Raw genomic sequence first — 25134 nt, 5'->3', positions numbered from 1 at the left:
TTTCGCGACGCTGTCAAGTACTTTTTGAAGCTTCTCTTCAGATCCGCTTCCAGCACCCGACGAGCCTCAAAGCCTCGCCAGCAGGCTTTGATCACCTGCCCTCCGCCTTTCACCCCATCGCGCTTTCCGTTTCCAGTCAGCGCTGCGTTGTGATCAGCGAAGCCCACGACTATAGCACAGGATTTTCGGGTCTGGCAAGGCAACGTCCGAAGATCTGCAGACGCCGGCAGCCGATTCAGTTGTGGTGCGGCGCAAGTCCGGCCGAGTCGCCACGCTTCAATGCACCGCCGGCCCCGTCCGGACCGCGGCCAACTCTTTGTCCGCAGTCCCACGGGGGTCGTCACTGGCCAGCACGCGCGGCAGGGCCGCCGCCAGCCGCTGGCTGTCGGCCCGGAGCACCCGCTGCTTGACCGCCGGGATCTGCGACGGGTGCATGGAAAAGCTGCGCAGGCCCATGGCGAGCAGCAGCTCGGTGAATTCCGGATCGCCCGCCATCTCTCCGCACACGCTGACACCCTTGCCGGCCGCCCGCGCCTGGGCAATGGCCTGACTGATGAGGTGCAGTACCGCTGGATGCCAAGGGTCGTAGAGATGAGCGACGGCTTCGTCGGCCCGGTCGATGGCCAGGGTGTACTGGATGAGGTCGTTGGTGCCGATGGACACGAAGTCCACATGGCGAAGCAGCAGCGGCAGCATGACGGCCGCCGCGGGAATCTCGATCATCACGCCCAGCTCGATGCGGGTGTAAGCGTGGCCAGCATCGGTGAGTTGCTGCTGCACCTTCTTGAGGGTCTCGAGGATCTGCCGCACTTCGCTCAAGTGGGCCACCATGGGGATCAGCAGCCGGACCTTGCCGTAGGCGCTGGCCCGGTAGATGGCGCGCAACTGCTGGCGGAACATGCTGGGTTCGGCCAGGCTCCACCGGATGGCGCGCAAGCCCATGGCCGGGTTGAGCACATGCTCGTGCCGCAGTTCGTTGACGGTCAGCCGGTCCAGCGGCTTGTCGGCGCCGACGTCGACGGTGCGTATGGTCACCGGCATGCCGCGCATGGCCTCCACCGCGGCCTTGTAGGCTGCGAACTGCTCTTCCTCGCTCGGCAGCTCACCGTCGCGGTTCATGAAGAGGAACTCGCTGCGGAAGAGGCCGACGCCTGTCGCCCCCGCCGCCACGGCCGCCTCGGCGTCGGCCGGCATTTCGATGTTGGCATGCAGTTCCACATGCTCGCCGTCGAGCGTCACGGCCGGCGTATGGCGCAACCGGGCCAGGCGGGCGCGTTCCAGCTCGCTTTGGCGCTGGCGGAAGCGGTACTCCTCCAGCACGATGGGCGACGGGTTGACGATGACGGTACCCGCATCGCCGTCGATGATGACCCAGTCGTCCTGCATGATGAGGCGCGAGGCTTCGCGCGTACCGACCACGGCGGGGATGTCCATGCTGCGCGCCACGATGGCGGTGTGCGAGGTCTTGCCGCCGATGTCGGTGATGAAGCCGCGGAAGACACTGCGCTTGAACTGGATCATGTCGGCCGGCGCGATGTCCGCCGCCACCAGCAGCAGCGGGTCCTCGCCGCCGAAGTCGCGCGGCGCGATCGGCGGGCCGCCCTTGCCCTGGGCCTGGGCGAGTGCTCCCAGGACGCGTTCGACGACCTGCTCCAGGTCAGCCTTGCGCTCACGGAGATAGTCGTCCTCCATCTCGTCGAACTGCCGGGCCAGCACCTCCAACTGGGCGGACAGCGCCCACTCCGCGTTGTAGTGGCGTTCGACGATCCACTGGCTCGCGCCACCGGTGAAGGCGTCGTCGTGCAGCAGCATCAGATGCACGTCGAGCAGGGCGGCCAGCTCGTGCGGCGCATCGCCGGGCAGCTCGTCCTTGAGCGTGGCCAGTTCCTGCACGACGGCGTCACGGGCGCTCAGCAGCCGGCCGATTTCCGCCTGGACCTGATCCGGCGCGACGAAGTAGTGGGCCACGTCGACCCGGCTGGAGGCGACCAGCACCGCCCGGCCGATGGCCACGCCTCGCGAGACCGCAATGCCGAACACCTGAAAGCTCATCAGCACCCTCCGCAATCCATGCGGCCAATGTAGCCGGTCGCGCCGCGGCCCGGCGTCATGGTTTTTTCATGGCGTCTTCACCGCTGCGTCAAACCGGCCGCCCAGCATGCCGGGCATGAACAGCCGTCAAGACATCGTCACGCATGCGCTGCCGCATGCCCCCCGAATCCCACGTACCGCCAGGCCGACAACCACCCTCACCGTGAGCTGGGCCGCGAGCGAGGCCGAAGTCCGCGAAGCCCAGGCGCTGCGCTACCAGGTCTTCGCCGTCGAGATGGGAGCCCGCCTGGCCACGCCGCCCGGCGCACCCGGCCTGGACGTCGACCTCTTCGACGCCTACTGTGAGCATCTGCTCGTGCGCGCCCGCCCCGGCGACGCCGACGAGGGCGAACCCGGCCCCGTCATCGGCACCTACCGCGTCCTGACGCCGGCCGCCGCGCGCCGGGCTGGCGGCCTGTACAGCGACACCGAGTTCGACCTCACCCGGCTGCGCGCCCTGCGCCCCCGCCTCGTCGAGATCGGCCGCTCCTGCGTCCATGCCGAGCACCGCAGCGGCGGCGCCATCATCGCCCTGTGGGGTGCGCTGGCCGAATTCATGGCCCGCAACGGGCTGGACACCGTCATCGGCTGCGCCAGCGTGAGCATGCGCGACGGAGGTCATTTCGCGGCCAGCCTGTGGCGCCAGATCGCCGCCCAGCACCTCGCCTCCATCGACTGCCAGGTGCGCCCGCGGCTGCCCCTGCCCGTCGAGCACCTGCGCCAGGACCTCGACGTCGAACCGCCCGCCCTGATCCGCGGCTACCTGCGTTGCGGCGCCCGCCTCATGGGCCAGCCGGCCTGGGACCCCGACTTCAACACCGCCGACCTGCCGCTGCTGCTGCGCACCGCCGACCTGCCGGCGCGCTTCCGGCGCATCACCGGCTGAGCCGCCGGTTCACTGGCCTTCGCCGAACTTGTCGTTGACGAGGGCGGTGATCGCCTCCTGGGCGGCCTGCTCGTCCTCGCCGTCGGTCTCCAGCTCGACGGTCGCCCCCAGGCCCGCAGCGAGCATCATGACGCCCATGATGCTCTTGGCGTTCACGCGCCGGCCGTTGCGGCTCATGTAGACCTCGCACTTGAAGCCGCCGGCCAGCTTGGTCAGCTTGGCGGAAGCGCGCGCGTGGAGACCCAGCTTGTTGCTGATCGTGAGGGTGGATTTGATCATTCGTCGGGAGGCAAGGGGGGCGTGGCGACGATGCCGCTGACCGCGCCCTGCATGGCGCGCCGCGCCAGCTCGGTCAAGGGCTTCTGGCCGGCGTAGCACAGCGTGCGCCACAACATGGGCACGCTAACGCCGCTGAGCACCTGCACCTGCTCGCCGGCCAGGCGCAGGGCGCCGTTGCTGGGCGTCGCGCCGAACACGTCGGTCAACACCAGCCAGTCGGTCGACCGGGTCGCGTCCATCAGCGCGCGGGCCGCCGCCTCGACGTCGTCGGCGCACATGCCGGGGTCGACGTCCAGGACGGTCAGCGTCGGCGCGCAGTCGGGAAACGTGTGCTCGGCCACCTGCCGCAGCGCGGAGGCCAGCGGCGCGTGGGCGATCACGAGCAGGTTGGGCATGGCGGCATGTTAGCGGGCCGACTCGGCGGCACCGCCCACACGCAGGCCGCCGACGAAGGCATCCCACGCGGCCGCGTCGTCCTGCGGTGCCGACATCAGCGCCTGGTAGACCCGCCCGCCGTGCGCGAAAACGGCCAGGCGCGTCACGCCGCTGCTGGCGGCGAGGCGGTGTTGCGCCGCCTCCGGCAAGGGCGTCATGCCCGGCACCTGCAGGGCCTGCGGGGGCGCGAGGGGCTGATTCAGCTTGGCCGCCAGCGCCTGGGCCATGGCCTTGAGCGCGGCGCCCGACTGGCTGGCATCCGGCGTGTCGGCCCAGGCCAGCGCAAAGCGCCGGCCCGCCGTCTCGCACTGCGCCAGGCCCATCGCGCCCTGGGCGGCGCGCGCGGGCCGCTGCTCCACCTCGGGCTTGCAAGGGAACAGCGCCAGCGCGCCCGAGCCTTCCGGCCGGGCCTCGCGCCAGTTCAGCGCCGGCTGGCAGGCAGCCAGCAGACTGAGCATTAGGGCAAATCCGGCGACGGGGCGGGTGGGCATGACCGGATTATCGGCAGCGGCCCGCCGACAATCCCGCGATGCAAGACAGCCCCTCCTCCCAAGCCCTGGCGGGCGTGCGCGTGCTGGACCTCTCGCGGGTGCTCGCCGGCCCGTGGTGCACCCAGACACTGGCCGACCTGGGCGCCGACGTCATCAAGATCGAACGTCCCGGCAGCGGCGACGACACCCGCGCCTGGGGCCCGCCCTATCTCAAGGACGCCGACGGCCGCGACACCACCGAGGCCGCCTATTTCCTCGGCGCCAACCGCAACAAGCGCTCCCTGGCCGTCGACCTCTCCAAGCCCGAAGGCCAGGCCATCGTGCGCCGGCTGGCCGGCCAGGTGGACGTGCTGGTGGAGAACTTCAAGGTCGGCGACCTGGCCCGCTACGGCCTGGACGCCCGGAGCCTGTTGGCCGAACACCCCGGCCTCGTCATCTGCTCCATCACCGGCTTCGGCCAGACCGGCCCCTGCGCCGAGCGGGCCGGCTACGACTACGCCGTGCAGGGCATGGGCGGCCTGATGAGCGTCACGGGCGAGCGCGACGACCTGCCCGGTGGCGGGCCGCAGAAGGTGGGCGTGGCCGTGGCCGACCTCTTCACCGGCATGTACGCCACCGTGGCCATCCTGGCGGCCCTGCGCCACCGCGACGCCACCGGCCAGGGCCAGGTCATCGACATGGCCCTGTTCGATACCCAGCTCGCCATGCTGGCCAACCTGGGCAGCAACTACCTGTGCAGCGGCAAGGCGCCGGGCCGCATGGGCAACGCCCACCAGAACATCGTGCCCTACCAGGTCTTCGAAGCCAGCGACGGCCACCTCATCCTCGCGGTCGGCAACGACCGCCAGTTCGCCAAATTCTGCGAGATCGCCGGCCGGCCCGACTGGGCCGTCGACCCGCGCTTCGCCACCAACGCCGAGCGCGTGCGCCACCGCAACGTGCTGGTGCCGCAGTTGGAGGCCGCCGTGCGGCAGCGCAGCCGCGCCGACTGGCTGGCCGCGCTCGAGGCGGCCAAGGTGCCCTGCGGCTCCATCAATTCCATCGCCGAAGCCCTGGCCGACCCGCAGGCCCAGGCGCGCGGCGCGGTGGTGGGCATGACCCATCCACTGACGCCCGGCCTGCGCCTCGTCGCCAGCCCGATGAAGCTGTCGGCCACGCCCGTCACCTACCGCCGCCCCCCACCCCTGCTCGGCCAGCACAGTGCCGAGTTGCTGCGCGAAGCCGGCTGTTCCGAGGAAGAAATCACGAATTGGCGCCGGGCCGGCGTGATCGCGTGAGGGTTGACCCACCCCTGAACCAAGGGTTTCCCCCTGGGTGGGGGATGGAGGGGGGACAGCGCGACCCGGAGCATGCGCCCACGCACCGCGCCGGGCCCATCTCCTAGAACCATCCGACGCGGGATCGCCTTCTGGTCCATGCCCACTCCGCCCTCTCCCGCGCCTGTCAATGCCGCGAACGACGTCAAGCCTGAACCGTCCCCGGTGCAGTGGGCCGAGATCGTCCAGCAGCTGGGTGCCGAGATCGCCGGGCCGCTGAGCGCCGCGCTGGAGCAGATCCAGAACCTCGCCACCACCGGACAGATCAGCCGCCGCGGCCTGCGGCTCTTGCGGCGCAGCGTGGACGACGCCCGCACCGCCGGCATGCTGGGCCAGCAGCTCGCCCGCCTGGCCTCGGGCCGGCTGCGCCTGAACCGCGAGCGCCAGCACCTCACGCAGATGCTGCGCAGCGTGCTGGCCCAGCGCAGCCGCGAGACCCAGGCCCGCGGCGTGCAGGTGCGCCAGTCGCTGCAGCCGGTCGAAATCTGGGCCGACGGCGCCCTGCTCTTCGCGCTGCTGAACGCCCTGATGGACTGGGCCCTGGCCAATACCCATTCCTCGGTCGACCTGCGCCTGGACCTGACGCCCTGGCCCGTCAAGGCGCGGCTGAGCTGCCGCTTCGCCCACCGCTCGCTGGAGCTGCTGGGAGACGGCGGCGAGCCTCCGGCCTCGTCCGTCGGTATCGACTCACTGGCCTGGCGGCTGCTCGAACAGACAGCGCTGACGCTGGGCGTGCTGCCCCTGCGCGAGCAGGAAGCCGGCATCACGCTGCTGACGTTGGAGTTCAACCAGCTGGCACCGGACGAGATGGCCCCGGCCGTGGACAGCACCCATGCCCGGCTGGAGGCGGAGGCCGAACGCATGGGCGGCAATTCCCGGCCGCTGGCCGGCTGCCAGCTCCTCATCCTCTCGGCCAACCGCGAATTGCGGTCCGAGGCCCAGGCCGCCGTGCGCCACATGGGCATGCTGGTGGACGTGGTGGGCAGCGTGGCCGAGGCCGAGCAGTTCTGCCGCGAGGGCCTGCCCCACGCGCTGCTCTTCGACGCCGCGCTGATGAACGAGGCCCTGCTGCAGCTCATCGCCGGCATCATGCGCGACGCGCCCGACTTCAGCTTCGTCGAGATGTTCGACGGCGAGCACCGCACCCAGCTGTCCACCGCCACCAGCGACGGCGTGGCGCGCATCTCCCGCCGCCACCTGCCCGACGCCCTGCCTTCGCTGCTGATGTTCGAGCTGACGCGAAGGTCTTGAGGGATTTCCTAGAATGGCGGTCATGCTGAACCGCCGCCTTGCCGCCACCGCCCTCGCCGCCCTGGGCCTCGCCGCCCTCGCCGGCTGCGCGCGCGAGCAGGCCCCCGCCGTCGACTACGTGCTGCTCGACGGCCAGAAGGCCAGCTCGCGGGACTGGAACGGCAAGGTGATGCTGGTCAACTTCTGGGCCACCAGCTGCGCGACCTGCGTCAAGGAGATGCCCCAGGTCGTCGCCACCTACGACAAGTTCAAGGGCCGCGGCTTCGACACGGTGGCCGTGGCCATGAGCTACGACCCACCCGCCTTCGTCGCCAAGTACGCCGAGACGCGCAAGCTGCCCTTCGCCGTGGCCATCGACAACACCGGCACCGTGGCCAACGCCTTCGGCCAGGTGCAGATGACGCCGACCACCTTCCTCATCAACAAGCGCGGCGAGATCGTCAAGCGCTTCGTCGGCGAGCCCGACTTCGCCGCCCTGCACGGCCTCATCGAGCAACTGCTGGCCGAGGCCTGAGGCCGCTCCCGGCATGCGCCTGCTGGTCGTCGAGGACGATGCCCTCATCGCCGCCGGCGTGCGAGACGCATTGCGCCAGGCCGACTACGAGGTCGACCTGCTGCACGAAGGGCGCCAGGTCGCCGACGTCGTGGCCGACGGCCTGCACGACCTGCTGCTGCTCGACCTCGGCCTGCCCGACACCGACGGCCTGGCCTTGGTGCGCCAGCTGCGCGAGGCCGGCGCCACGCTGCCCATCCTCATCCTCACCGCCCGCGACGGCCTGCAGGACCGCGTCGACGGGTTGCACGAGGGCGCCGACGACTACCTCACCAAGCCCTTCCAGCTGCCCGAGCTGCTGGCCCGCGTGCACGCCCTGCTGCGCCGCAGCCGCTCGGCCAGCACCTCACGCCTGAGCATCGGCCCGCTGCAGCTCAACCTCGCCACCCACGAGACCCTGCTGGACGGCCAGCCCCTGGCCCTCACCGGCCGTGAATGGCATCTGCTGCGCCTGCTGGCCCTGGAGGCGCCCAGGGTCGTGCCCAAGCGCAAGCTGGCCGACAGCCTGAGCCGGTGGGACAAGGAAGTGACGGACAACGCCGTCGAGATCTACATCTCGCGGCTGCGTGCCAAGCTCAGCACAGCCGCCCTGCAGCTGCGCACGGTGCGCGGCATCGGCTACCGGCTCGAGGTCTGATGCGCGCTGCCCCGACGCTGCGGCGCCGCCTGGCCCACCTGCTGGCCTGGCCCCTGCTCGCGGTGCTGGCGCTCGGCGCCGTCTACGACTACGTCCAGGCCCTGCGGCGGGCCCAGGACGACCAGGACCTCGCCCTCGCGCGCGTGGCCATCGCCCTGGCCTCGCGCCTGGACGTGGACGCCGACGACGGCCTGCAGGACGACTTCGGCCTGCACCTCAGCCGCACGGTGGCGGCCATGCAGCGGGCCGAGCCTCGGGACCGGCTGGCCTTCTTCGTGCGCCGGGCCGACGGCAGCGCGGTGGGCGGCGACGCCGGCCTGGCGAAATGGATCCAGGCCAGCCCGGCGGACAGGGCCGTCTTCGCCGACGCCTCGACCGGGGGCGAGGCCTGGCGGGTGGCCAGCTATGCGCACGAGTCGTCGCTGGGGCCGCTGCAAATCCTGGTGGCCGAGACCACCCATCGCCGCGAGCGCCTGGCGCGGCGGCTGATGCTCGACACCCTCGTTCCCAATGTGATGCTCGTCATGCTCGCCCTGGGCGGCGTGCTGGCCGGCGTGCGCGTGGCCATGCAGCCGCTGGAACGGGTGAGCCGGCGCATCGCTGCCCGCGACGCCGACGACCTCGGGCCCGTGCCGGTGGAAGGCCTGCCGGGCGAGCTGACCCCCTTCGCCGGCACCATCAACCAGTTGCTCGACCGTGTGCGCCAGTCAGCCGCCCACGAACAGGCCTTCCTGTCCAACGCCGCGCATCAACTGCGCACGCCGCTGGCGGGCATCCAGACCCAGCTGGAACTCGCCGAGGGCGAGGCGCCGCCCGCGCTGCGCGAGCGCCTGGGCGCGGTGCGGGCCGCCTTGCGGCGCCTGGCGCGCTCCACCCACCAGATGCTGGCGCTGGCGCGCTCGGGTCCGCAGGCCGTGCAGGCGGACGAACTGGAGCCCGTCGACCTCGCCAGCCTGCTCGAAGCCGCGGCCAACGACTGGCTGGACACCGCCCTCGCCGCCGGCGTCGAGCTGCAGTTCGACGCCCAGCCGGTGAAGGTGCGTGGCTCGCCCTGGCTGCTGCGCGAGGCGCTGGCCAACCTCGTCCACAACGCGCTGGACCATGCGCCGCGCGGCAGCACCGTGCTGCTGGGCTGCGGCCCGGCCGGCGAAGGCGCGCGGCTGACCGTGGAGGACCAGGGCCCCGGCATTCCCGCCGACGAGCGGGCGCGCGTGCTCGAGCGCTTCTACCAGCGGCCCGGGCGACAGGGCGGCAGCGGGCTGGGCCTGTCCATCGTCAACGAGGTGGCCCGGCGCCACGGCGCCGCGCTGAGCCTGGCCGACGGTGCCGACGGCCGAGGCTTGCGCGTGAGCCTGGACTTCCCGTCACGGGGCTGACGCCGCCGCATCGTCAGGCAATTGAAGGTCGGGGGTTTCTAGCCTGACGGGCATGTCATCGCCCACACGCCTGCGCCAGTCCGCCCACCCCGTCGCCATCCGCCTGCTGCACTGGAGTCTGGCGGCAGCCGTCCTCTTCGAATTCCTGCTGGCCCTGGCCCGCATGCAGGCCGAGTCCGGCAGCTGGCGCCAGCTGCTGATGAGCTGGCACCAGCCCCTGGGCCTGCTGATCGGCGCCGCCACCCTGCTGCGGCTCGGTGTGCGACTGCGTCTGCGCCTGGCCGCCTGGCAGGGGCCGCAATGGCTGGCCTGGGCGTCCTCGGCCCTGCACGGCCTGAGCTATCTGCTGCTGCTCGCCCTGCCCCTGGTGGGCCTGGCCCTGGCCAATGCCCGCGGCCATGCCGTCAACCTGCCACTGCTGGGCGCCCTGCCGCCGCTGCTTGAGCGCGACCTCGACCTCGCCGACAGCCTGGAGGACTGGCACGGCACGCTGGCCTGGACGCTGCTCGCCCTGATCGCGCTGCATGCCGCGGCCGCCGCCTGGCACCAATGGGTGCGGCGCGACGGCCTGCTGACCGCGATGGCGCTGCGCACCCCGAAATCATCCCCACTCTGAAAGGAAGTCCATGTCCCGACCGCGCCTGATCGGCCACACCGGCGCGCTGCTCGCCCTCGCGCTGTGCGCGCTGGCGCCGCGCCTCAGCCATGCCGTGCCCAGCTTCGCCCGCCAGACCGGGCAGGACTGCGCGGCGTGCCACGTCGGCGCCTACGGCCCGCAGCTCACGCCCTTCGGCATCAAGTTCAAGCTCGGCGGCTACACCGACGGCAACGGCAAGCGCAGCGTGCCGCTGTCCGGCATGGCCGTGGCCTCCTTCACCCGCACGGGCAAGGCCCAGGACGCGCCGCCCGCCGACGGCTACAAGACCAACAACAACACCGCGCTGGACGAGGCCTCGCTCTTCGTCGCCGGCAAGCTGGCCGACCAGCTCGGCGCCTTCGTGCAGGTGACCTACGACGGCATCGCCAAGAAGACCGCCATCGACCAGGCCGACCTGCGCTTCGCCCACGCGACGAGCTGGAACGGCAAGGACCTCGTCCTCGGCCTGTCGGTCAACAACAACCCCGGCGTGCAGGACCCCTTCAACAGCTCGCCCGTCTGGAGCTTCCCCTACGCGAGCTCCGCCCTGGGCTTCAGCGGCGCCGAGACCGGCACGCTGATCAACGGTGCGCTGGAGCAGCGGGTGGTCGGCGCCTCGGCCTACGCCTTCCTCGACAACCACTGGTATGCCGAGCTGGGCACCTACAAGGCCCTGTCGCCGCGCGGCCAGAGCCTGCTGGGCCTGGGCCGCGACGAAGACCCCGGCCGCATTCCCGGCGCGGCCTACTGGCGCTTCGCCTGGTTCAACGACCGCAAGCGCGACAACTGGTCCGTCGGCCTGTTCGGCCTGAACGCCGGCCTGCAGCCCGGCCGCAGCCCCGGCGCGCCGAGCAACCGCTACCAGGACGTGGGCATCGACGGCCAGTACCAGTTCCTCGGCACGCGCGACCACATCTTCACGCTGCAGGGCAGCTTTGTGCGCGAGCGCCAGCGCCGCTACGACCTGGTCTCGGCCGGCGAGGCCGACAACCTGACGGGCCATCTGCGCGAACTCAAGCTCAACGCCAGCTACCACTTCGCCCAGACCTGGGGGCTGACGCTGGGCCACTTCCGCACCACGGGCGACGCCGACGCGACGCTTTACGGCGGCATGGCCGGCAACAAGCCCGACACGCGCGGCCAGGTGCTGCAGCTCGACTGGACGCCCTGGGGCAAGGAGGACTCGTGGGCCGCGCCCTGGGCCAACCTGCGCCTCGGTGCCCAGTACACCTGGTACAGCCGCTACAACGGCGCGCGCAGCAACTACGACGGCGCCGGCCGCAACGCCTCGGACAACAACACCCTCTTCCTGTTCGCATGGACCTCGTTCTGACCTCCACCCGGGCCCTGCTCGCCGCCGTCCTCGCCGGGCTGGGCGGCGGCGCGATGGCCGCCGGCAACCCGGCCACCGGCCGCGACGTGTTCGCCGAGCACTGCGCCGAATGCCACAGCGCCAAGGACGGCAAGCACAAGAAGGGGCCCAGCCTCTTCGCGACGCTCGGCCGGCCGGCCGCCAGCGTGCCCGCCTTCGCCAACTACTCGGCCGCGCTCAAGGCCAGCGGCAAGACCTGGACGCCCGAGGCCCTCGATGCCTACATCGCCAACCCCAAGGCCGCCGTGCCCGGCGGGACGATGAAGTACGACGGCCTGGCCGACGCCCAGGCCCGGGCTGACCTGATCGCGTACCTGGCAACGCTCAAGTAGGCGGCGAAGCGGCGCTCGCCACGTGAAGTCACGGTTATGGCCGGCCCACAAGCTCTCATGAGCGCGGGGCCGGCGGCCGGGCCACACTGGCGCGATGCACAAGACCCTCGCCGCCCTCGCCCTGGCGCTGCTGCTGGCCGGCTGCGCCCTCCCACCCAAGGCCCCCGAGCCGCCGGCGGTGCAGCGGGAGAACGCCCACCGCGTCGGCCTCGGCGACGCCCAGCTCACCGAGCTGTTGAACAAGCCCCTGTACCGCATGCAGCCCGGCGAGATCGGCGCCTTCCTCGCCTGGCAGCAGCTCGACCAGCCCGACCTGCGCCGGCGCGTCGCCGCCCTGGCGCGCAAGAACATCGGCCAGCCCTACGAGCTCTTCCTGCTCGGCGAGTTTCCCTACGAGACCTACGACGCCCAGCCGCTGTTCGACCTGACCAAGAGCGACTGCGTCGTCTTCGTCGAGCACACCTACGCGATGGCGCTGAGCGCCTCGTGGGAGGAGTTCTTCTGGATGCTGCAGCGCATCCGCTACCGCGACGGCGTCATCGGCGTGGCCACGCGCAACCACTACACCGAGGCGGACTGGAACCTGGCCAACCGCTGGCTGGTCACGGACGTCACCACCACGCTGGGCGCGCCCACGCAGGCCTACCGCCAGCACATCGACCGCCGGGCCTTCCTGCGCAAGCAGTTCAAGATCGAACGGGACATCCCCGTGCAGGACTTCGACGACGCCTACATCGCCAAGCAGGACGTGGCCGCCATCGAGGCCCGGCTGCAGGACGGCGACTTCGTCAACATCGTCTCGACCCGCGGCGGCGAGTTCTGGGCCTCGCACGTCGGGCTCATCGTGACCGGTGCCGACGGCTCGCGGCACCTGCTGCACTCGGCCGAGCCCCAGGTGCGGGAAGAGACCCTGCAGGGCTTCATCGCCCGCATGGCCGAGCGCGACGCCCGCCAGGCGGGCCAGAACAAGCCGCAGCTCGCGGGCTTCAAGTTCCTGCGCCTGAACGACGCGCCCGAGCCGCCGCCGATGGCGCCGCAGCCCCGGCCGGCGCGACCCGCTGCCCTGGCAGGTTAGGCGCCGGCGTTCAGGGCCGCGTGGGCCTGCTGGTCCGCGTGGTAGCTGGAACGCACCATGGCGCCCACCGCGGCGTGGGTGAAGCCGAGTTCGTAGGCTTCCTTCTCGAACTGCTTGAAGGCGTCCGGCGTGACATAGCGGCGCACCGGCAGGTGGTGGCCCGAGGGCGCCAGGTACTGGCCGATGGTGATCATGTCGATGTTGTGCGCGCGCATGTCGCGCATGACCTGGCGGATCTCGTCGTCGGTCTCGCCCAGGCCCACCATGATGCCGCTCTTGGTCGGCACGCCCGGCACTTCCTCCTTGAAGCGCTTGAGCAGGTTCAGGCTGAACTCGTAGTCCGACCCCGGGCGGGCCTCCTTGTACAGGCGCGGCGCGGTTTCGAGGTTGTGGTTCATCACGTCGGGCGGGGCGGCCTTGAGGATGTTCAGCGCCCGGTCGGCACGGCCACGGAAGTCGGGCACCAGCACCTCGATGCGCGTCGACGGGCTGAGTTCACGGACCTTGGTGATGCACTCGGCGAAGTGGCCGGCGCCGCCGTCCTTGAGGTCGTCGCGGTCGACGCTGGTGATGACCACGTACTTGAGCTTGAGGGCGGCGATGGTGCGCGCCAGGTTCTCGGGCTCGCTCGCGTCCAGCGGGTCGGGCCGGCCATGGCCCACGTCGCAGAAGGGGCAGCGGCGCGTGCACTTGTCGCCCATGATCATGAAGGTGGCGGTGCCGTGGCCGAAGCACTCGCCGATGTTGGGGCAGCTCGCCTCCTCGCAGACGGTGTGCAGCTTGTGTTCGCGCAGGATCTGCTTGATCTCGTAGAAGCGGGTCGTCGGCGAGCCCGCCTTGACGCGGATCCAGTCGGGCTTCTTGAGCACCTCGGCCGGCACGATCTTGATCGGGATGCGGGAGGTCTTGGCCTCGGCCTTCTGCTTGATCGACGGGTCGTAGGTCGTGTCGGACATGGTCAGGTGCTCAACTGGGCCGAGAGCCGCTCGGCGAGCCGGGAGGCCGCGGTCGGCCAGTCGGTGAAAACCCCGATTTTATCGAGGGACGTGGTGGCCAGCCCCTGATACCCACAGGGATTGATGCGCAGGAAGGGCTCCAGGTCCATGGCGACGTTCAGCGCGAGGCCGTGGTAGGTGCAATGGCGGCTGACCTTGATGCCCAGCGCGGCGATCTTGGCCAGCCCCTTGAACGGGTCGTTCGGGTCGGCCGGGCCTGCCAGGGCCGCATGACCGCCCGGGTCGGCCGGGCGCACATAGATGCCGGGCGCGCCGGCCACGCGCAGCCCGGTGACGCCATAGCTGTCGAGCGTCTGGATCAGCGCCGTCTCCAGGCGGAAGACGTATTCCTTGACGAAGATGCCCAGGCGGCGCAGGTCGACCAGCGGATAGGCCGTCACCTGGCCGGGGCCGTGGTAGGTGACCTGGCCGCCGCGCTCGGTCGGCACGACGGGAATGTCGCCGGGCAGCAGCAGGTGCTCGGGCCTGCCGGCGATGCCCTGGGTGAAGGTGGGCGGGTGCTCGCACAGCCAGAGTTCGTCCGGCGTGTCTGCCGTGCGGGCCGCGGTGAAGGCGCGCATGGCCTCCAGCGTGGGCAGGTATTCCACCCGCCCGAGAGTCTTGACGATCATGCACGGCATCATAGGCAGGCCCCGTAAGGCCTCGCCGCCCCAAGCCGACTCGAACCCATGAAGACACTCCTGACCGCTGCCCTGCTCCTCGCCGCCGCGGCGGCGCATGCCACGCCGCTGGCCGACGCCCTCGCCGCCTACGACGACGGCGACCTCAAGGCCGCGGCCCGTGGGTTCGCCGAATCGGCTCGACGCGGCGAGCCCCTCGGGCAGTTCAACCTGGCCATGATGAACCTGCGCCGCGAGCTGCCGGGCGCGAGCGACGCACGCGCCTGGCAGTGGCTGCAGCGGGCGGCGGCGCAGCAGTCGGCCATTGCCGAGAACGCCCTCGGGGAAATGATCGAGCAGGGCCGCCACGGCCGGCCCGACCCCAAGGCGGCCTGCGGCTGGTTCGAGCGCGCCGCCGGGCACGGCCACCCCGACGGCGCCCTGGCCGTCGCGACCTGCTACTACCTCGGCCGCGGCCGCCCGCAGGACATGGCCCAGGCCCACCGCTGGTATCTGGAGGCGGCCAAGGCGGGCGACGTCGGCGCGCAATACCTCGTCGCCTCGATGTTCGAGACGGGGCTGGGTGTGGAAGCCGACGCCCGGCTGGCGCGTTACTGGTACGACGCGGCGGCCCGCAACGGCGACGACGCGGCCAAGACCAAGCTCAAGGCCATGCAGGACGCCGAGGCGTCGAGCTGATCAGAAGACGACCTTGACCATCGGGTGGGTCGTCAGCGTGCGGTAGAGCTCGTCGAGCTGCTCGCGGCTGGTGGCCGTGATGGTGATGGTCAGGCCCAGGTAGTTGCCGCCCTTGCTCGGCCGATGCTCGATGGTGCCGGGGTCGAAGCCCGGGTCGAACTGCAGGGCCACGGCCGTGATGGCCTCGACGAAGCCCTCGACGTGCGCGCCCATGACCTTGATCGGGAACTGCGAGGGGTATTCGATCAGGGACTGTTCGGGCGGGATGTCGGGCGGCAGGTTCATGGTGGCGGTCTCGGTCACTTGATCCAGAGCCGGATCGAGTCCCAGGCGCGGCCGAACACCCCGGAGACGGGGACGGCTTCCTGGACGATCAGCGGCACTTCGGCGACGGGCGAGCCGCTCGTCGTCGTCACCCTCAAGGTGCCGACGCGCTGGCCTTTATTCAAGGGGGCCACCAGCGGATCGATGCGTTCGACCTGGGTCTGCAGCTTGCTCGCGTCGCCGTGGGGCACGGCCACGTAGATGGCGTCGGCGGCACCGAGCCTGGCCTCCTGGACCTCGCCCTTCCAGACCGGCACGGTGGCGATGGCCTTGCCGGCATCGAAGATCTTGACGGCGTCGAAGGCGGTGTAGCCCCAGTTCAGCAGCTTCTGGCTCTCGCTGGCCCGGGCTTCCTTGGTCGCCGTGCCGAAGACGACCGACAGCAGGCGGCGCTTGCCATTGGGGAAGTCGCGGTTCGCGCTGGCGACGAGGCAGTAGCCGGCGGCGTCGGTGTAGCCGGTCTTCATGCCGTCCACGGTGGGGTCGCGGCGCAGCAGCAGGTTGCGGTTGTCCTGGCGGATCTTGTTGAAGGTGTAGTCGCGCTGGGCGTAGTAGCCGTAGTACTCGGGGAAGTCCGAAATGATGTGGGCGGCCGTGATGGCGATGTCGCGGGCGCTGCTCTTGTGGCCGGGCTCGGTCATGCCGGTCACGTTCTTGAACTCGGTGTTCTTCAGCCCCCAGGCCTGGGCCTGGCGGTTCATCAGCTGCACGAAGTTCTCGACGGTGCCGGCCACGCCCTCGGCCAGAGCCACGGCGGCGTCGTTGCCGCTCTGGATGATGAGGCCGCGCAGCAGCTCGTCGACCTTGGGCGTCATCGTCGTGTCGAGGAACATCAGCGAGGGGTCGCGCTTGCGCTCGTCCCAGGCGCGCTTGGACACGGGCAGGGTCTGCTCCAGCGTCAGTTTCTTGTCGCGCAGGGCGCCGAAGACGATGTAGGCCGTCATCAGCTTGGTGAGGGAGGCCGGGTCCTGCGGCACGTCGGCCTCGCGCTCGGCCAGGGTCTTGTGCGAGGTGAGGTCGACCAGCACGTAGTTGCGGGCGGCGATCTCGGGAGGTTGCGGGGCCTGGGCCTGGGCGGTCACCGCCAGTGCGGCGAGGAAGGAGGCAAGCAGTCGTTTCATCGGATCAACTCGGGCCGCACAGCTCAGAGCTTCGCGGGATCGAAGGCGCGCACCACGAGGGACTTGAGCAGCGGCAACTGCCCGTGGAAGAAATGGCCCACGCCGGGCACGACCGTGACGGGCAGGTTCTGCGGCCGGGCCCAGTCCAGCACCGAGGCCAGCGGTACGACGTCGTCGACTTCGCCGTGGATCACCACGGTGTCGGCTGGCACGGGAGCGGTGTCGAAGCGGCTGGTGGCCGGCCCGACGAGGACGAGGCGACGCGCCGGCTCAGCCAGGCGCTGGGCGGCGCGGGAGGCGACGTAGCCGCCGAAGGAAAAACCGGCCAGGACAACGGGCTCACCGGGCGCGCGCACGGCCTCCAGGACGGCGACGGCATCGTCGATCTCGCCGCGGCCTTCGTCCCAGGTGCCCATCGACTTGCCGATGCCACGGAAGTTGAAGCGCACGGCGCGCCAGCCGAGCTGGATGAAGGCACGCGCCAGGGTCTGCACGACCTTGTTGTCCATCGTCCCGCCCTGCGTGGGATTGGGATGACAGATCAGCGCGGTGCCGGCGGGCGCCGTGCCGGCGGGCGGCAAGTCGACGGCCACCTCGATCTGGCCGGCCGGGCCGGCGACGAGGCGTTTCTCGGTCTGCGCGTTCATCGGCCGATGGCGTCCGGCAGCACCAGGCGCTCGACGACCTCGCCGTCACGCAGGTGGCGCTCGACGATCTCGTCGAGGTCGGCCTGGTCCACCCATGAATACCAGACGGCCTCGGGGTAGACGACGGCCACCGGGCCGCCGGCACAGCGGTCCAGGCAGCCGGCCTTGTTGACCCGCACGCCGCCCTTGCCGGCCAGGCCGAGCTGCTTGACGCGGGCCTTGCAGTGGTCGAAGGCAGATTGGGCGTCGTGGTCGCCGCAACTGGCCTCGCCATTGGTGCGTTGGTTGAGGCAGAAAAAGACGTGGCGCTGGTAGTAGCTCATCGCCGCGGATTCTCTCACTGTGACTTTTGCACGAGGCGTGCCGCAAGCCAGACGAGTGCAACGAAAGGCCACGTCCAGGCCAGCCAGCGGGTCAGCCCGTAGAGGTTGACGAAACGGCCGTGCTCCCAGGCCTGCATGTTGAGCGCCAGGTAGGGGTCGCTGGGCGCGATGCTGATGAGGCCGACGAGGGCGCACAGCACGAACAGGCCCAGGGCCGCCGCCACGCGCGAGGGCAGCACGCAGGCCAGCAGCGACAGCACCACGCCCAGGCCGACGCCGGGCCGCGTGGCCTCGCTGAGCCAGGCCCAGGCATGGTCCGGCCCGAAGGCCATGGCCGTGGACGTGGCCGTGCCCAGCAGGCCGAGCAGCACGGCGCCGCCGGCCAGCGCCAGGCGCCGCAAGCCCGGCCGCGCGACCGTGATCATCAGCAGCACCGGCGCGAGCAGCCCCAGGCCGATGGCCAGGGCCTCCAGGCCCGGCGGCAGCTCGTGCTCCACCGTCACGGCGTCGCCCCAGTCCAGGGCCCAGGGCGTGCCGGCGAGGGCGTCCATCAGCGTCTCGCGCCACCAGGGCAGCCATTGCCCCAGGCCGAAGGGTAGCGGCGTGGGATAGAGCAGGGCCAGGGGCCACAGGGCGAGCAGGGCCAGGGCGGGCGCGCTGCTGGCGCCGAACCAGTGGTCGCGCACGTCCTCCCAGCGTTCCAGGCCGCCGAGGGCGCTGAGCATCAAGCCCAGCACTGCACCGAGGGTGCTGCCGGCCGAGTTCAGTGCCCAATCGGACAGAGACGGCACGCGGCCCGGCAGGAAGAACTGCAGCGTCTCCATCAGCAGCGACAGCAGCGGCCCGGGCAGCAGCCCCAGCAGCAGACCGCCGCGCAGGCCCCAGCCCGACCGCATGGCCGCCGCGAAGCCGAGCAGGCCCAGCGGGATGTAGCCGAGCAGGTTGGCTTCCACGTCGAAGGCGTAGAAGCGCCCCGGCCAATGCAGGCTGAACAGCCACGGCACGCCCATGCCGGGCGGCCAGCGCCAGGGCCAGAAGGGATAGAGGCTGGCATAGATCACCAGCCCCGCGTGGGCCAGCAGCAGCCAGGTGGCGGAGCTTTGCCGACGGCGCATCGGGCGGCCCTCAGAAGGGCTTGACGGTCACCAGCACGACGATGGCGGTGAACAGCAGCACCGAGGTCTCGTTGTAGACGCGGAACCAGCGGTGGCTGCGCCGGTTGGAGAGCTGCTCGAAGTCGCGCAGCAGGCGGCGGTTCACGTGGTGGTAGCCGACGACGCCGACCACCAGCAGCAACTTGGCATGCAGCCAGTAGCTGCCGGAAAAACGCGTCGCGCCGAAGCCCAGCCAGACCCACAGCCCGAGCACCAGGGCCACGCCCATGAGTACGCTCGAGAAGCGGTGCAGCTTGTGCGCCATCAGCAGCAGCCGCTCGCGCTCGGCGTGGCTGTCGGCCGGCACCATGGCCAGGTTGACGAAGATCCGCGGCAGGTAAAACAGACCCGCGAACCAGGCCGCGACGAAGACGATGTGGAAGGCTTTGACCCAGAGCATGGAGGCATTATGGGCAGGGCCATTTGCAGCAAGCCTTCTACGGGGTCACACAGACCGGCGTCAAGACCGGGCGCGAAGCGGCCGGTCTTGGAAATGGGCAGAAGCCGCGCCGGCAGGTGCGCTGCGCGGCTGCGCAGGCCAGGGCGCGAAGCGGCGTGGCGCTTCGGCACAGATCAAAAAAAAGCCCCGGTCAAGACCGGGGCTGAGAAAGCCTTATCGCTGTCATCACGCTAAGGCTCCTGCTCAGGGAGGAAAAGCAGGGAATGACGACCTTGCGGCTATCATTCGCGGACCAGTTTAGCGCGCTTGAGCGGTGTCGTCACGAATAAATGACGACCGGATGTGTCAACCATCACGCGCCGGGCCGCAGCCCCCCTCATCCGCCCCGTCCGCCCGAGGATTCCACGTGCCCCGCTCCCTGCTTTCCGCCCCCGCCTTCCCCATGGCTCGCCCGCGCCGCCTGCGTCGCGACGCCTTCACCCGCGCCCTGGTGCGCGAGCATTCGCTGCTGCCCAGCGACCTCATCCTGCCGGTCTTCATCCACGAGGGTGAGAACCGCGTGGAGGCGGTCGCCTCCATGCCCGGCGTGTCGCGCCTGAGCCTGGACCACCTGCTGCGCACGGCCGAGCAATGCGTGGAACTGGGCGTGCCCGTCCTCGCCCTCTTCCCCGTCATCGATGCGGCGCTGAAGACGCCCGACGGCGCCGAGGCGCTGAACCCCGATGGCCTGGTGCCGCGCGCGGTGCAAGCGCTCAAGCAGCATTTCCCGCAGCTCGGCGTGCTGACCGACGTGGCGCTGGACCCCTTCACCAGCCACGGCCAGGACGGCGTCATCGACGAGACCGGCTACATCCTGAACGACCCGACGGTGGAGATCCTCGCCAAGCAGGCCCTGGTGCAGGCCGAGGCCGGCGTGGACATCGTCGCGCCGAGCGACATGATGGACGGCCGCATCGGCGCCATCCGCGAGGTGCTGGAGGCCCAGGGCCACATCCACACGCGCATCATGGCCTACAGCGCCAAGTACGCGAGCAGCTTCTACGGCCCCTTCCGCGACGCCGTCGGCTCGGCCGCCAACCTCGGCAAGGCCGACAAGAAGACCTACCAGATGGACCCCGGCAACAGCGACGAGGCCCTACGTGAGGTGGCCCTGGACCTGGCCGAAGGCGCCGACATGGTCATGGTCAAGCCCGGCCTGCCTTACCTCGACATCGTGCGGCGCGTGAAGGACGAGTTCCGCGTGCCGACCTTCGCCTACCAGGTCAGTGGCGAGTACGCCATGGTCAAGGCCGCCGCAGCCAATGGCTGGCTGGATCACGACGCCGTGATGATGGAGTCGCTGCTGGCCTTCAAGCGTGCCGGCGCCGACGGCGTGCTGACCTATTTCGCGCTCGACGCCGCGCGCCTGCTGCGGCAGCGCTGAAGCATGCGCGTCTTCCACATCGAGCCCGACAGCTTCCGCGAGCTCGAGGCCCTGCCCGAGACGCTGCCGGAGCGGGGCTTCCTGTGGCTGGGCTACGGCCGGCGGGTGTTCGAGGTGGGCGAGCCCGTGCTGCAGCAGGCGCTGTCCCGCTGGGGCTGCGGCAACATCGTGGACCTGCACGTCTCGGACCTGATCAACAACCAGCTGCCCTCCCACTTCGACTACACCTCCTGGTACGACATGCTGGTGTTCCGCCGGCTGGCCGCCGCACCGGGCAGCCAGGACCTGTTCGTCGACGACGAGCACGGCACGCTGGCGTCAGCCCAACGCGCGCTGCGGGCCATCGACACCAGTCCCGTGGGCTTCGCGGTGTTCGACCGGGTACTGGTGACGGTGCATCCGACCGACTGCCAGGTTCGGGAGTTCTTCGCCCACAAGCTCGACCGCCTGACCGAAGGCCGCGAGAAGCGCGACCCGCGCGGCGGCGCGCGCCTGCCGGCCAGCCCGGCCGACCTGATGCTGCGCATGGTCAACCACATGGTCGACAGCTATCTCGAACTGCGCCGCCTATTGACCCGCCAACTCGCCACCCTGCAGCGCGTGCTGCTCGACCAGAGCAGCGAATTCAACGACTGGCCCCTGCTGCTGGAAAGCCGCGACGCCCTGCACCGGCTGGAGGACACCTGCGAAGACCAGCGCAGCGCCATCCAGGAATGGATCGACGCGCTGGACGAATGGCCGGCCGACGGCGACCCTCATGTCACCCGCGAACGCGAGCTGCTGCGGGTGCGCTCGCGCGACGTGCTGGAGCACGTCGAACGCGTGCTCACCCACGTGCGCCGGCTCGAGTCCTCCGCCGAATCGGCCGTGCAGATGCACTTCAGCGCCCTGGGCCACCGCACCAACAGCATCATGCGCACGCTGACCGTGCTGACGGCCATCTTCCTGCCGCTGAACCTCATCACCGGCATCTTCGGCATGAACTTCGAGTGGATGCCTCTCATCCACAACGCCGGCGGCTTCTGGGACGCGGCCACGCTGATGGTGGTCGTCGCCATCGGCCTGTGGCTGTTCTTCCGCCGCAAGCGCTATCTGACGAGCCGTTAGCGGCGCCGGTACGGGTCGGCGAATCCGAGGCCGCCGAGGATCTCGGTCTCGCGGGCCTCCATGGCCTCGGCCTCGTCGTCGGCCTCGTGGTCATAACCCTGGGCATGCAGGGTGCCGTGCACCAGCATGTGGGCGTAGTGGTCGAGCAGCGGGATGCCCATCTCGGCGGCTTCGCGCTCCACCACCTCCGCGCAGATGACGAGGTCGGCACCGACGACGGGCTCGTGGGCGTAGTCGAAGGTCAGTACGTTGGTGGCGTAGTCCTTGCCGCGGTAGTCGCGGTTCAGGGCACGGCCCTCCTCGGCGTCGACGATGCGCACGGCGATCTCGCCGGGCAACTCCAGCGCCGCACGGATGTAGCGCTGCACCTTGTGCCGGGGCAGCAGGGCGCGGTGGCGGGGGGCGGCGAACTGCAGCGACAGGCTCAGTGCAGGCTTCGTGCTCACGCTTCGCGCCCTTCCCGCTTGGCCCGAGCCTCGTAGGCCTCGACGATGCGCGCCACCAGCGGATGCCGCACGACGTCGGCGCTCGTGAAACGCGTCATGGCGATGCCCTTGACCTTGGCCAGCACGTGCTCGGCGTCGATGAGGCCCGACTGCACGCCGCGCGGCAGGTCGATCTGGCTGGTGTCGCCGGTGACGACGCAGCGGCTGCCGAAGCCGATGCGGGTGAGGAACATCTTCATCTGCTCGGGCGTCGTGTTCTGCGCCTCGTCCAGGATGACGAAGGCGTGGTTCAAGGTGCGGCCGCGCATGAAGGCCAGCGGGGCGACCTCGAGCTGGCCCTTCTCGAAGGCCTTGGTGACGCGGTCGAAGCCGAGCAGGTCGTAGAGGGCGTCGTACAGCGGGCGCAGGTAGGGGTCGACCTTCTGCGTCAGGTCGCCGGGCAGGAAGCCCAGGCGCTCGCCAGCCTCGACGGCCGGGCGCGTGAGGATGATGCGCTGCACGGTGGAGCGCTCCAGCGCGTCCACCGCGCAGGCCACGGCCAGGAAGGTCTTGCCGGTGCCGGCGGGGCCGAGGCCGAAGGTGATGTCGTGCGAGAGGATCTGCTGCAGGTATTGATGCTGGCGCGGCGTCCGGGCTGACAGGTCGGCCCGGCGGGTGCGCAGCACGAGGGGCCCGTCCTCGCCCGGCGTGGGCGCCGGCCTGTCGGCGGGCGCCTTGGCCTCGACCAGGGCCAGTTGCAGGGTCTCGGCCGACAGCGGACGCCTGGCGCGCTCGTAGAGGCTCTCGAGCAGGCCCTGGGTCCTTTCGGCGGCCTTCTTGGGACCGTCGATGCGGAAGTCGGCATCCCGGCGAGTGATCTTGACGCCCAGGGCGGCCTCGATGTCGCGCAGATGGACGTCCAGGCTTCCGCACAGCCGGGCCAGGCGGGTGTTGTCGGCAGGTTCGAGGGTGAAGCGCAGGATCACGATGGGCGCCGTTCGAGGAAGGGGGCACGAATTGTCGCCTCTGGTGCATTCCCCGGCCTGTGCCATGCCGGCCCTCCCCCACAATGCCGGCCCATGAATTTCCTAACTGCGCCGGAAGCCGCCACGGCCCGGCGTCTGCTCGCCCGCCTGCCCCTCGCCGCCGCAATGATCTGGCCGGCAGCCGCCCACGCCCAGAGCCAGGCCAGCCTCTACTGGGCCGCCACGCTCAATGGCTGGGTCGCCGCCATGCTGGCGCTGATGGCCACGGTCGTCGGCCTGGTGTCCAGCCTGCACCACCGCGAGCGCGCCGCCAACTTCCTCGTGGGCATGATGCTGAGCTGGGTGGTCCTGCGCGCCACGACGGCGCCGGGCGCCGCGGGGCTGAGGCCGCTGCTCATGACGCTGCTGGTGTTGTGCGGCGTGCAATACCTGCTGCGGCAGATGAACTGGAAGCGCGGCTGGATCGACCATGCCTTGCTGATCCAGTGCCTGATCGTGCCTGCCAGCCTGCTGCTGACCGGCGGGCAGGTCGGCGTGCTGGGCACGGTCTGGCACGCGGTGCTGAGCCTCGAACTGGTGGCAGCCATGGGCTGGGCCCTGTGGCTGCGCCGGCTGCGCCTGCTCGCCACGCCCGACGAAGTCCAGGCGCGCGAGTTCCACCTGATGGCCGTGCTGCTGCTGCCCACGATGTTCGCCCTGGTGGCCGAGATGGTGCTGGCCGGCGTCAGCGAGTCGCTGTGGTGGGCGGCCTCGCCCTGGCTGCTGCTGATGCTGCCGACGCTGATGCTGGCCCTGGGGCTGCAGGTGGTGAACAGCGTCGCCCACGCGCGCCTGGAGGCCGAGAAGCGCGCCGCCGCCATCGAGCAGCGCATGGCCGAGCGCATCGCCGAGGTCGAGCGCAGCCACAGCCAGCTGGCCGAGCAGAAGCTCGAACAGGTCACCGAACGGGAGCGCAAGCGCATCGCCGCCGACCTGCACGACGACCTGGGGGCCAAGCTGCTGACCATCGTCCACACCAGCGAGTCCGACCGCATCTCGACGCTGGCGCGCGAGGCGCTGGAGGAGATGCGCCTGTCGGTGCGCGGCCTGACGGGCAAGCCCGTGCATCTCATCGACGCGCTGGGCGACTGGCGGGCGGAGGTCGTCTCACGCCTGGGACAGGCCAACATCCTGGCCGAATGGAAGTCGCCGGCCGAAGATGTCGTGCACACCCTGCCCGCGCGCGCTTACGTCCAGACCACGCGCATCCTGCGCGAGTCGGTGTCCAACATCATCAAGCACAGCGGCGCGACGCACGCCACCATCTCCAGCGCCGTGCAGGATGGTGATTTCATCCTGACCATCCAGGACAACGGACAGGGCATCCCGACCGAACTCGACGGCCGGTTGGACAGAGGCCACGGCATGGCGAGCATGAAATCACGCGCCAAGCAAATGCATGGCCAGTGCCTGGTTGAATCCGGGCCCGGCTGGGGTACTGTCATCCGTCTGACGATTCCCCTGTAGATTTCGAGGCTCCCCATGAACCACATCCTGCTGCTGGAAGACATCCCGGAGATCCGCGCCTGGCTCAAGGCCCTGGTCAAGCAGGTATTCGCCAACGCCCAGATCACCGAGTGCTCGCGCGTCCAGGACGCCCTCGCCCTCGTCAACGGCCAGCGCTTCACGCTGGCCCTGCTGGACCTGGGGCTGCCGGACGGCTCGGGGGTCGAGGTCATCGCGGCACTGCGCGAGAAGCAGCCCGAGGTGCAGTCGGTCATCGTCACCATCCACGATGACGACGAGCACCTCTTCCCCGCCCTGCAGGCCGGCGCCTTCGGCTATCTGCTCAAGGAGCAGTCGCGCGAGCTGCTGGTCGAGCAACTGCAGCGCATGAGCCAGGGCGAGCCGCCGCTGTCGCCGTCCATCGCCCGCAAGGTCATCGCCTACTTCGCCGCGCACGCCAAGCCAAGTTCGCAGGCCCTCCTGCACGAGGTGTCGCTGACCGACCGCGAGACCGAAGTGCTGCTGCGCGTGGCCAAGGGCTTCACGCTGCCCGAGATCGGCGTGCAGCTCGGCCTGTCCCGCCACACCATCGCCGACTACGTGAAGCAGATCTACCGCAAGCTCAACGTGAGTTCGCGCGCCGAGGCGGCCCTGGAAGCCCAGCGCCTCGGGTTGTTCGGCAGGAACTGACCGC

29 protein-coding genes are annotated in these 25134 nt (G+C 70.3%); 15 read left to right on the top strand and 14 right to left on the bottom strand.

Annotation, left to right across the window (positions count from 1 at the left end; all coding sequences use genetic code 11):
• Nucleotides 1-276: 276 nt before the first annotated feature.
• A complete protein-coding gene (gene ptsP / locus LXT12_RS20515; RefSeq protein WP_233394158.1) occupies nt 277-2052 on the bottom strand; it encodes a phosphoenolpyruvate--protein phosphotransferase in 1776 nt (591 codons plus the stop codon).
• A 115-nt stretch (nt 2053-2167) separates the two neighbouring features.
• Between ptsP and LXT12_RS20510 the strand changes: the two genes are divergently transcribed.
• Complete coding sequence (locus tag LXT12_RS20510; protein ID WP_233394157.1) at nt 2168-2977, top strand: GNAT family N-acetyltransferase; 810 nt, start codon at nt 2168-2170, stop codon at nt 2975-2977.
• A gap of 9 nt (nt 2978-2986) precedes the next feature.
• On the opposite strand, the gene LXT12_RS20505 is transcribed toward LXT12_RS20510, so the two are convergent.
• Genes LXT12_RS20505 through LXT12_RS20495 form a run of 3 tightly spaced genes read right to left on the bottom strand, consistent with a single transcriptional unit; the run spans nt 2987 to nt 4182 of the window.
• Entirely contained in the window at nt 2987-3256 is a 270-nt protein-coding gene (locus LXT12_RS20505) for an HPr family phosphocarrier protein (protein ID WP_233394156.1), read from the bottom strand.
• Complete coding sequence (locus LXT12_RS20500; RefSeq protein ID WP_233394155.1) at nt 3253-3651, bottom strand: PTS sugar transporter subunit IIA; 399 nt, start codon at nt 3649-3651, stop codon at nt 3253-3255. Before LXT12_RS20500 ends, LXT12_RS20505 begins: the two co-directional genes overlap by 4 nt.
• A gap of 9 nt (nt 3652-3660) precedes the next feature.
• Entirely contained in the window at nt 3661-4182 is a 522-nt protein-coding gene (locus LXT12_RS20495) for a hypothetical protein (protein WP_233394154.1), read from the bottom strand.
• 38 nt (nt 4183-4220) lie between these two features.
• Here LXT12_RS20495 and LXT12_RS20490 point away from each other — a divergent pair, with 38 nt between their 5' ends.
• From LXT12_RS20490 to LXT12_RS20450, 9 genes are all read left to right on the top strand, one after another.
• Nucleotides 4221-5459 (top strand): CaiB/BaiF CoA transferase family protein, encoded by a 1239-nt coding sequence (locus tag LXT12_RS20490; protein WP_233394153.1) that lies wholly within the window; start codon nt 4221-4223, stop codon nt 5457-5459.
• A 138-nt stretch (nt 5460-5597) separates the two neighbouring features.
• Nucleotides 5598-6749: a hypothetical protein gene (locus LXT12_RS20485; RefSeq protein ID WP_233394152.1), complete on the top strand. Its 1152-nt coding sequence runs from the start codon at nt 5598-5600 to the stop codon at nt 6747-6749.
• Nucleotides 6750-6771: 22 nt separating this feature from the next.
• Complete coding sequence (locus tag LXT12_RS20480) at nt 6772-7263, top strand: TlpA family protein disulfide reductase (protein WP_233394151.1); 492 nt, start codon at nt 6772-6774, stop codon at nt 7261-7263.
• A gap of 13 nt (nt 7264-7276) precedes the next feature.
• A complete protein-coding gene (locus LXT12_RS20475) occupies nt 7277-7939 on the top strand; it encodes a response regulator (RefSeq protein WP_233394150.1) in 663 nt (220 codons plus the stop codon).
• Complete coding sequence (locus tag LXT12_RS20470; RefSeq protein WP_233394149.1) at nt 7939-9315, top strand: sensor histidine kinase; 1377 nt, start codon at nt 7939-7941, stop codon at nt 9313-9315. Before LXT12_RS20475 ends, LXT12_RS20470 begins: the two co-directional genes overlap by 1 nt.
• 52 nt (nt 9316-9367) lie before the next feature.
• Nucleotides 9368-9931: a cytochrome b/b6 domain-containing protein gene (locus tag LXT12_RS20465; RefSeq protein WP_233394148.1), complete on the top strand. Its 564-nt coding sequence runs from the start codon at nt 9368-9370 to the stop codon at nt 9929-9931.
• Nucleotides 9932-9941: 10 nt separating this feature from the next.
• Entirely contained in the window at nt 9942-11285 is a 1344-nt protein-coding gene (locus tag LXT12_RS20460; RefSeq protein ID WP_233394147.1) for a cytochrome c1 protein, read from the top strand.
• Nucleotides 11270-11656: a c-type cytochrome gene (locus tag LXT12_RS20455; protein ID WP_233394146.1), complete on the top strand. Its 387-nt coding sequence runs from the start codon at nt 11270-11272 to the stop codon at nt 11654-11656. The genes LXT12_RS20460 and LXT12_RS20455 overlap by 16 nt, the downstream gene beginning before the upstream one ends.
• Nucleotides 11657-11750: 94 nt before the next feature.
• The gene (locus LXT12_RS20450) at nt 11751-12731 is read left to right on the top strand and encodes an N-acetylmuramoyl-L-alanine amidase-like domain-containing protein (protein WP_233394145.1); all 981 of its coding nucleotides are present in this window, start codon (nt 11751-11753) and stop codon (nt 12729-12731) included.
• Here the strand turns inward: LXT12_RS20450 and lipA are convergent.
• Complete coding sequence (gene lipA, locus LXT12_RS20445) at nt 12728-13687, bottom strand: lipoyl synthase (protein WP_233394144.1); 960 nt, start codon at nt 13685-13687, stop codon at nt 12728-12730. The two genes, LXT12_RS20450 and lipA, sit on opposite strands and share 4 nt — an antisense overlap.
• Before the next feature lie 2 nt (nt 13688-13689).
• Nucleotides 13690-14358, bottom strand: a complete 669-nt coding sequence (lipB, locus tag LXT12_RS20440) for a lipoyl(octanoyl) transferase LipB (protein WP_233394143.1) — start codon at nt 14356-14358, stop codon at nt 13690-13692.
• 57 nt (nt 14359-14415) lie between these two features.
• Here lipB and LXT12_RS20435 point away from each other — a divergent pair, with 57 nt between their 5' ends.
• A complete protein-coding gene (locus LXT12_RS20435; RefSeq protein ID WP_233394142.1) occupies nt 14416-15045 on the top strand; it encodes a tetratricopeptide repeat protein in 630 nt (209 codons plus the stop codon).
• Here the strand turns inward: LXT12_RS20435 and LXT12_RS20430 are convergent, their stop codons facing one another.
• Genes LXT12_RS20430 through LXT12_RS20405 form a run of 6 tightly spaced genes read right to left on the bottom strand, consistent with a single transcriptional unit; the run spans nt 15046 to nt 19014 of the window.
• Nucleotides 15046-15330 (bottom strand): DUF493 family protein, encoded by a 285-nt coding sequence (locus LXT12_RS20430; RefSeq protein ID WP_233394141.1) that lies wholly within the window; start codon nt 15328-15330, stop codon nt 15046-15048.
• Between the two features lie 14 nt (nt 15331-15344).
• Nucleotides 15345-16490: a D-alanyl-D-alanine carboxypeptidase family protein gene (locus tag LXT12_RS20425; RefSeq protein WP_233394140.1), complete on the bottom strand. Its 1146-nt coding sequence runs from the start codon at nt 16488-16490 to the stop codon at nt 15345-15347.
• Between the two features lie 23 nt (nt 16491-16513).
• A complete protein-coding gene (locus LXT12_RS20420) occupies nt 16514-17137 on the bottom strand; it encodes an alpha/beta hydrolase (RefSeq protein WP_233394139.1) in 624 nt (207 codons plus the stop codon).
• Nucleotides 17134-17460, bottom strand: coding sequence for a (2Fe-2S) ferredoxin domain-containing protein (locus tag LXT12_RS20415; protein ID WP_233394138.1), 327 nt, complete (start codon nt 17458-17460; stop codon nt 17134-17136). The genes LXT12_RS20420 and LXT12_RS20415 overlap by 4 nt, the downstream gene beginning before the upstream one ends.
• A 14-nt stretch (nt 17461-17474) precedes the next feature.
• Nucleotides 17475-18575, bottom strand: a complete 1101-nt coding sequence (locus tag LXT12_RS20410; RefSeq protein WP_233394137.1) for a VanZ family protein — start codon at nt 18573-18575, stop codon at nt 17475-17477.
• Between the two features lie 10 nt (nt 18576-18585).
• Nucleotides 18586-19014: a CopD family protein gene (locus LXT12_RS20405; RefSeq protein WP_233394136.1), complete on the bottom strand. Its 429-nt coding sequence runs from the start codon at nt 19012-19014 to the stop codon at nt 18586-18588.
• Nucleotides 19015-19456: 442 nt separating this feature from the next.
• Here LXT12_RS20405 and hemB point away from each other — a divergent pair, with 442 nt between their 5' ends.
• Together hemB and LXT12_RS20395 are read left to right on the top strand one after the other, a co-directional pair.
• Nucleotides 19457-20437, top strand: coding sequence for a porphobilinogen synthase (hemB, locus tag LXT12_RS20400; protein ID WP_233394162.1), 981 nt, complete (start codon nt 19457-19459; stop codon nt 20435-20437).
• A 3-nt stretch (nt 20438-20440) separates the two neighbouring features.
• Nucleotides 20441-21544, top strand: coding sequence for a magnesium transporter CorA family protein (locus tag LXT12_RS20395; RefSeq protein ID WP_233394135.1), 1104 nt, complete (start codon nt 20441-20443; stop codon nt 21542-21544).
• Here the strand turns inward: LXT12_RS20395 and ybeY are convergent.
• Nucleotides 21541-21990, bottom strand: a complete 450-nt coding sequence (ybeY, locus tag LXT12_RS20390) for an rRNA maturation RNase YbeY (protein ID WP_233394134.1) — start codon at nt 21988-21990, stop codon at nt 21541-21543. The genes LXT12_RS20395 and ybeY overlap by 4 nt on opposite strands.
• The gene (locus tag LXT12_RS20385) at nt 21987-22955 is read right to left on the bottom strand and encodes a PhoH family protein (RefSeq protein WP_233394133.1); all 969 of its coding nucleotides are present in this window, start codon (nt 22953-22955) and stop codon (nt 21987-21989) included. The genes ybeY and LXT12_RS20385 overlap by 4 nt, the downstream gene beginning before the upstream one ends.
• A 93-nt stretch (nt 22956-23048) precedes the next feature.
• Between LXT12_RS20385 and LXT12_RS20380 the strand changes: the two genes are divergently transcribed.
• Nucleotides 23049-24461 (top strand): sensor histidine kinase, encoded by a 1413-nt coding sequence (locus LXT12_RS20380; protein ID WP_233394132.1) that lies wholly within the window; start codon nt 23049-23051, stop codon nt 24459-24461.
• A gap of 15 nt (nt 24462-24476) precedes the next feature.
• Complete coding sequence (locus tag LXT12_RS20375; protein WP_233394131.1) at nt 24477-25130, top strand: response regulator; 654 nt, start codon at nt 24477-24479, stop codon at nt 25128-25130.
• Nucleotides 25131-25134 lie beyond the last annotated feature (4 nt).

This window comes from Pelomonas caseinilytica (genome assembly GCF_021353235.1).
GTDB classification, from domain to species: domain Bacteria; phylum Pseudomonadota; class Gammaproteobacteria; order Burkholderiales; family Burkholderiaceae_C; genus Pelomonas; species Pelomonas caseinilytica.
This window is presented reverse-complemented; position numbering and strand designations above follow the sequence as displayed.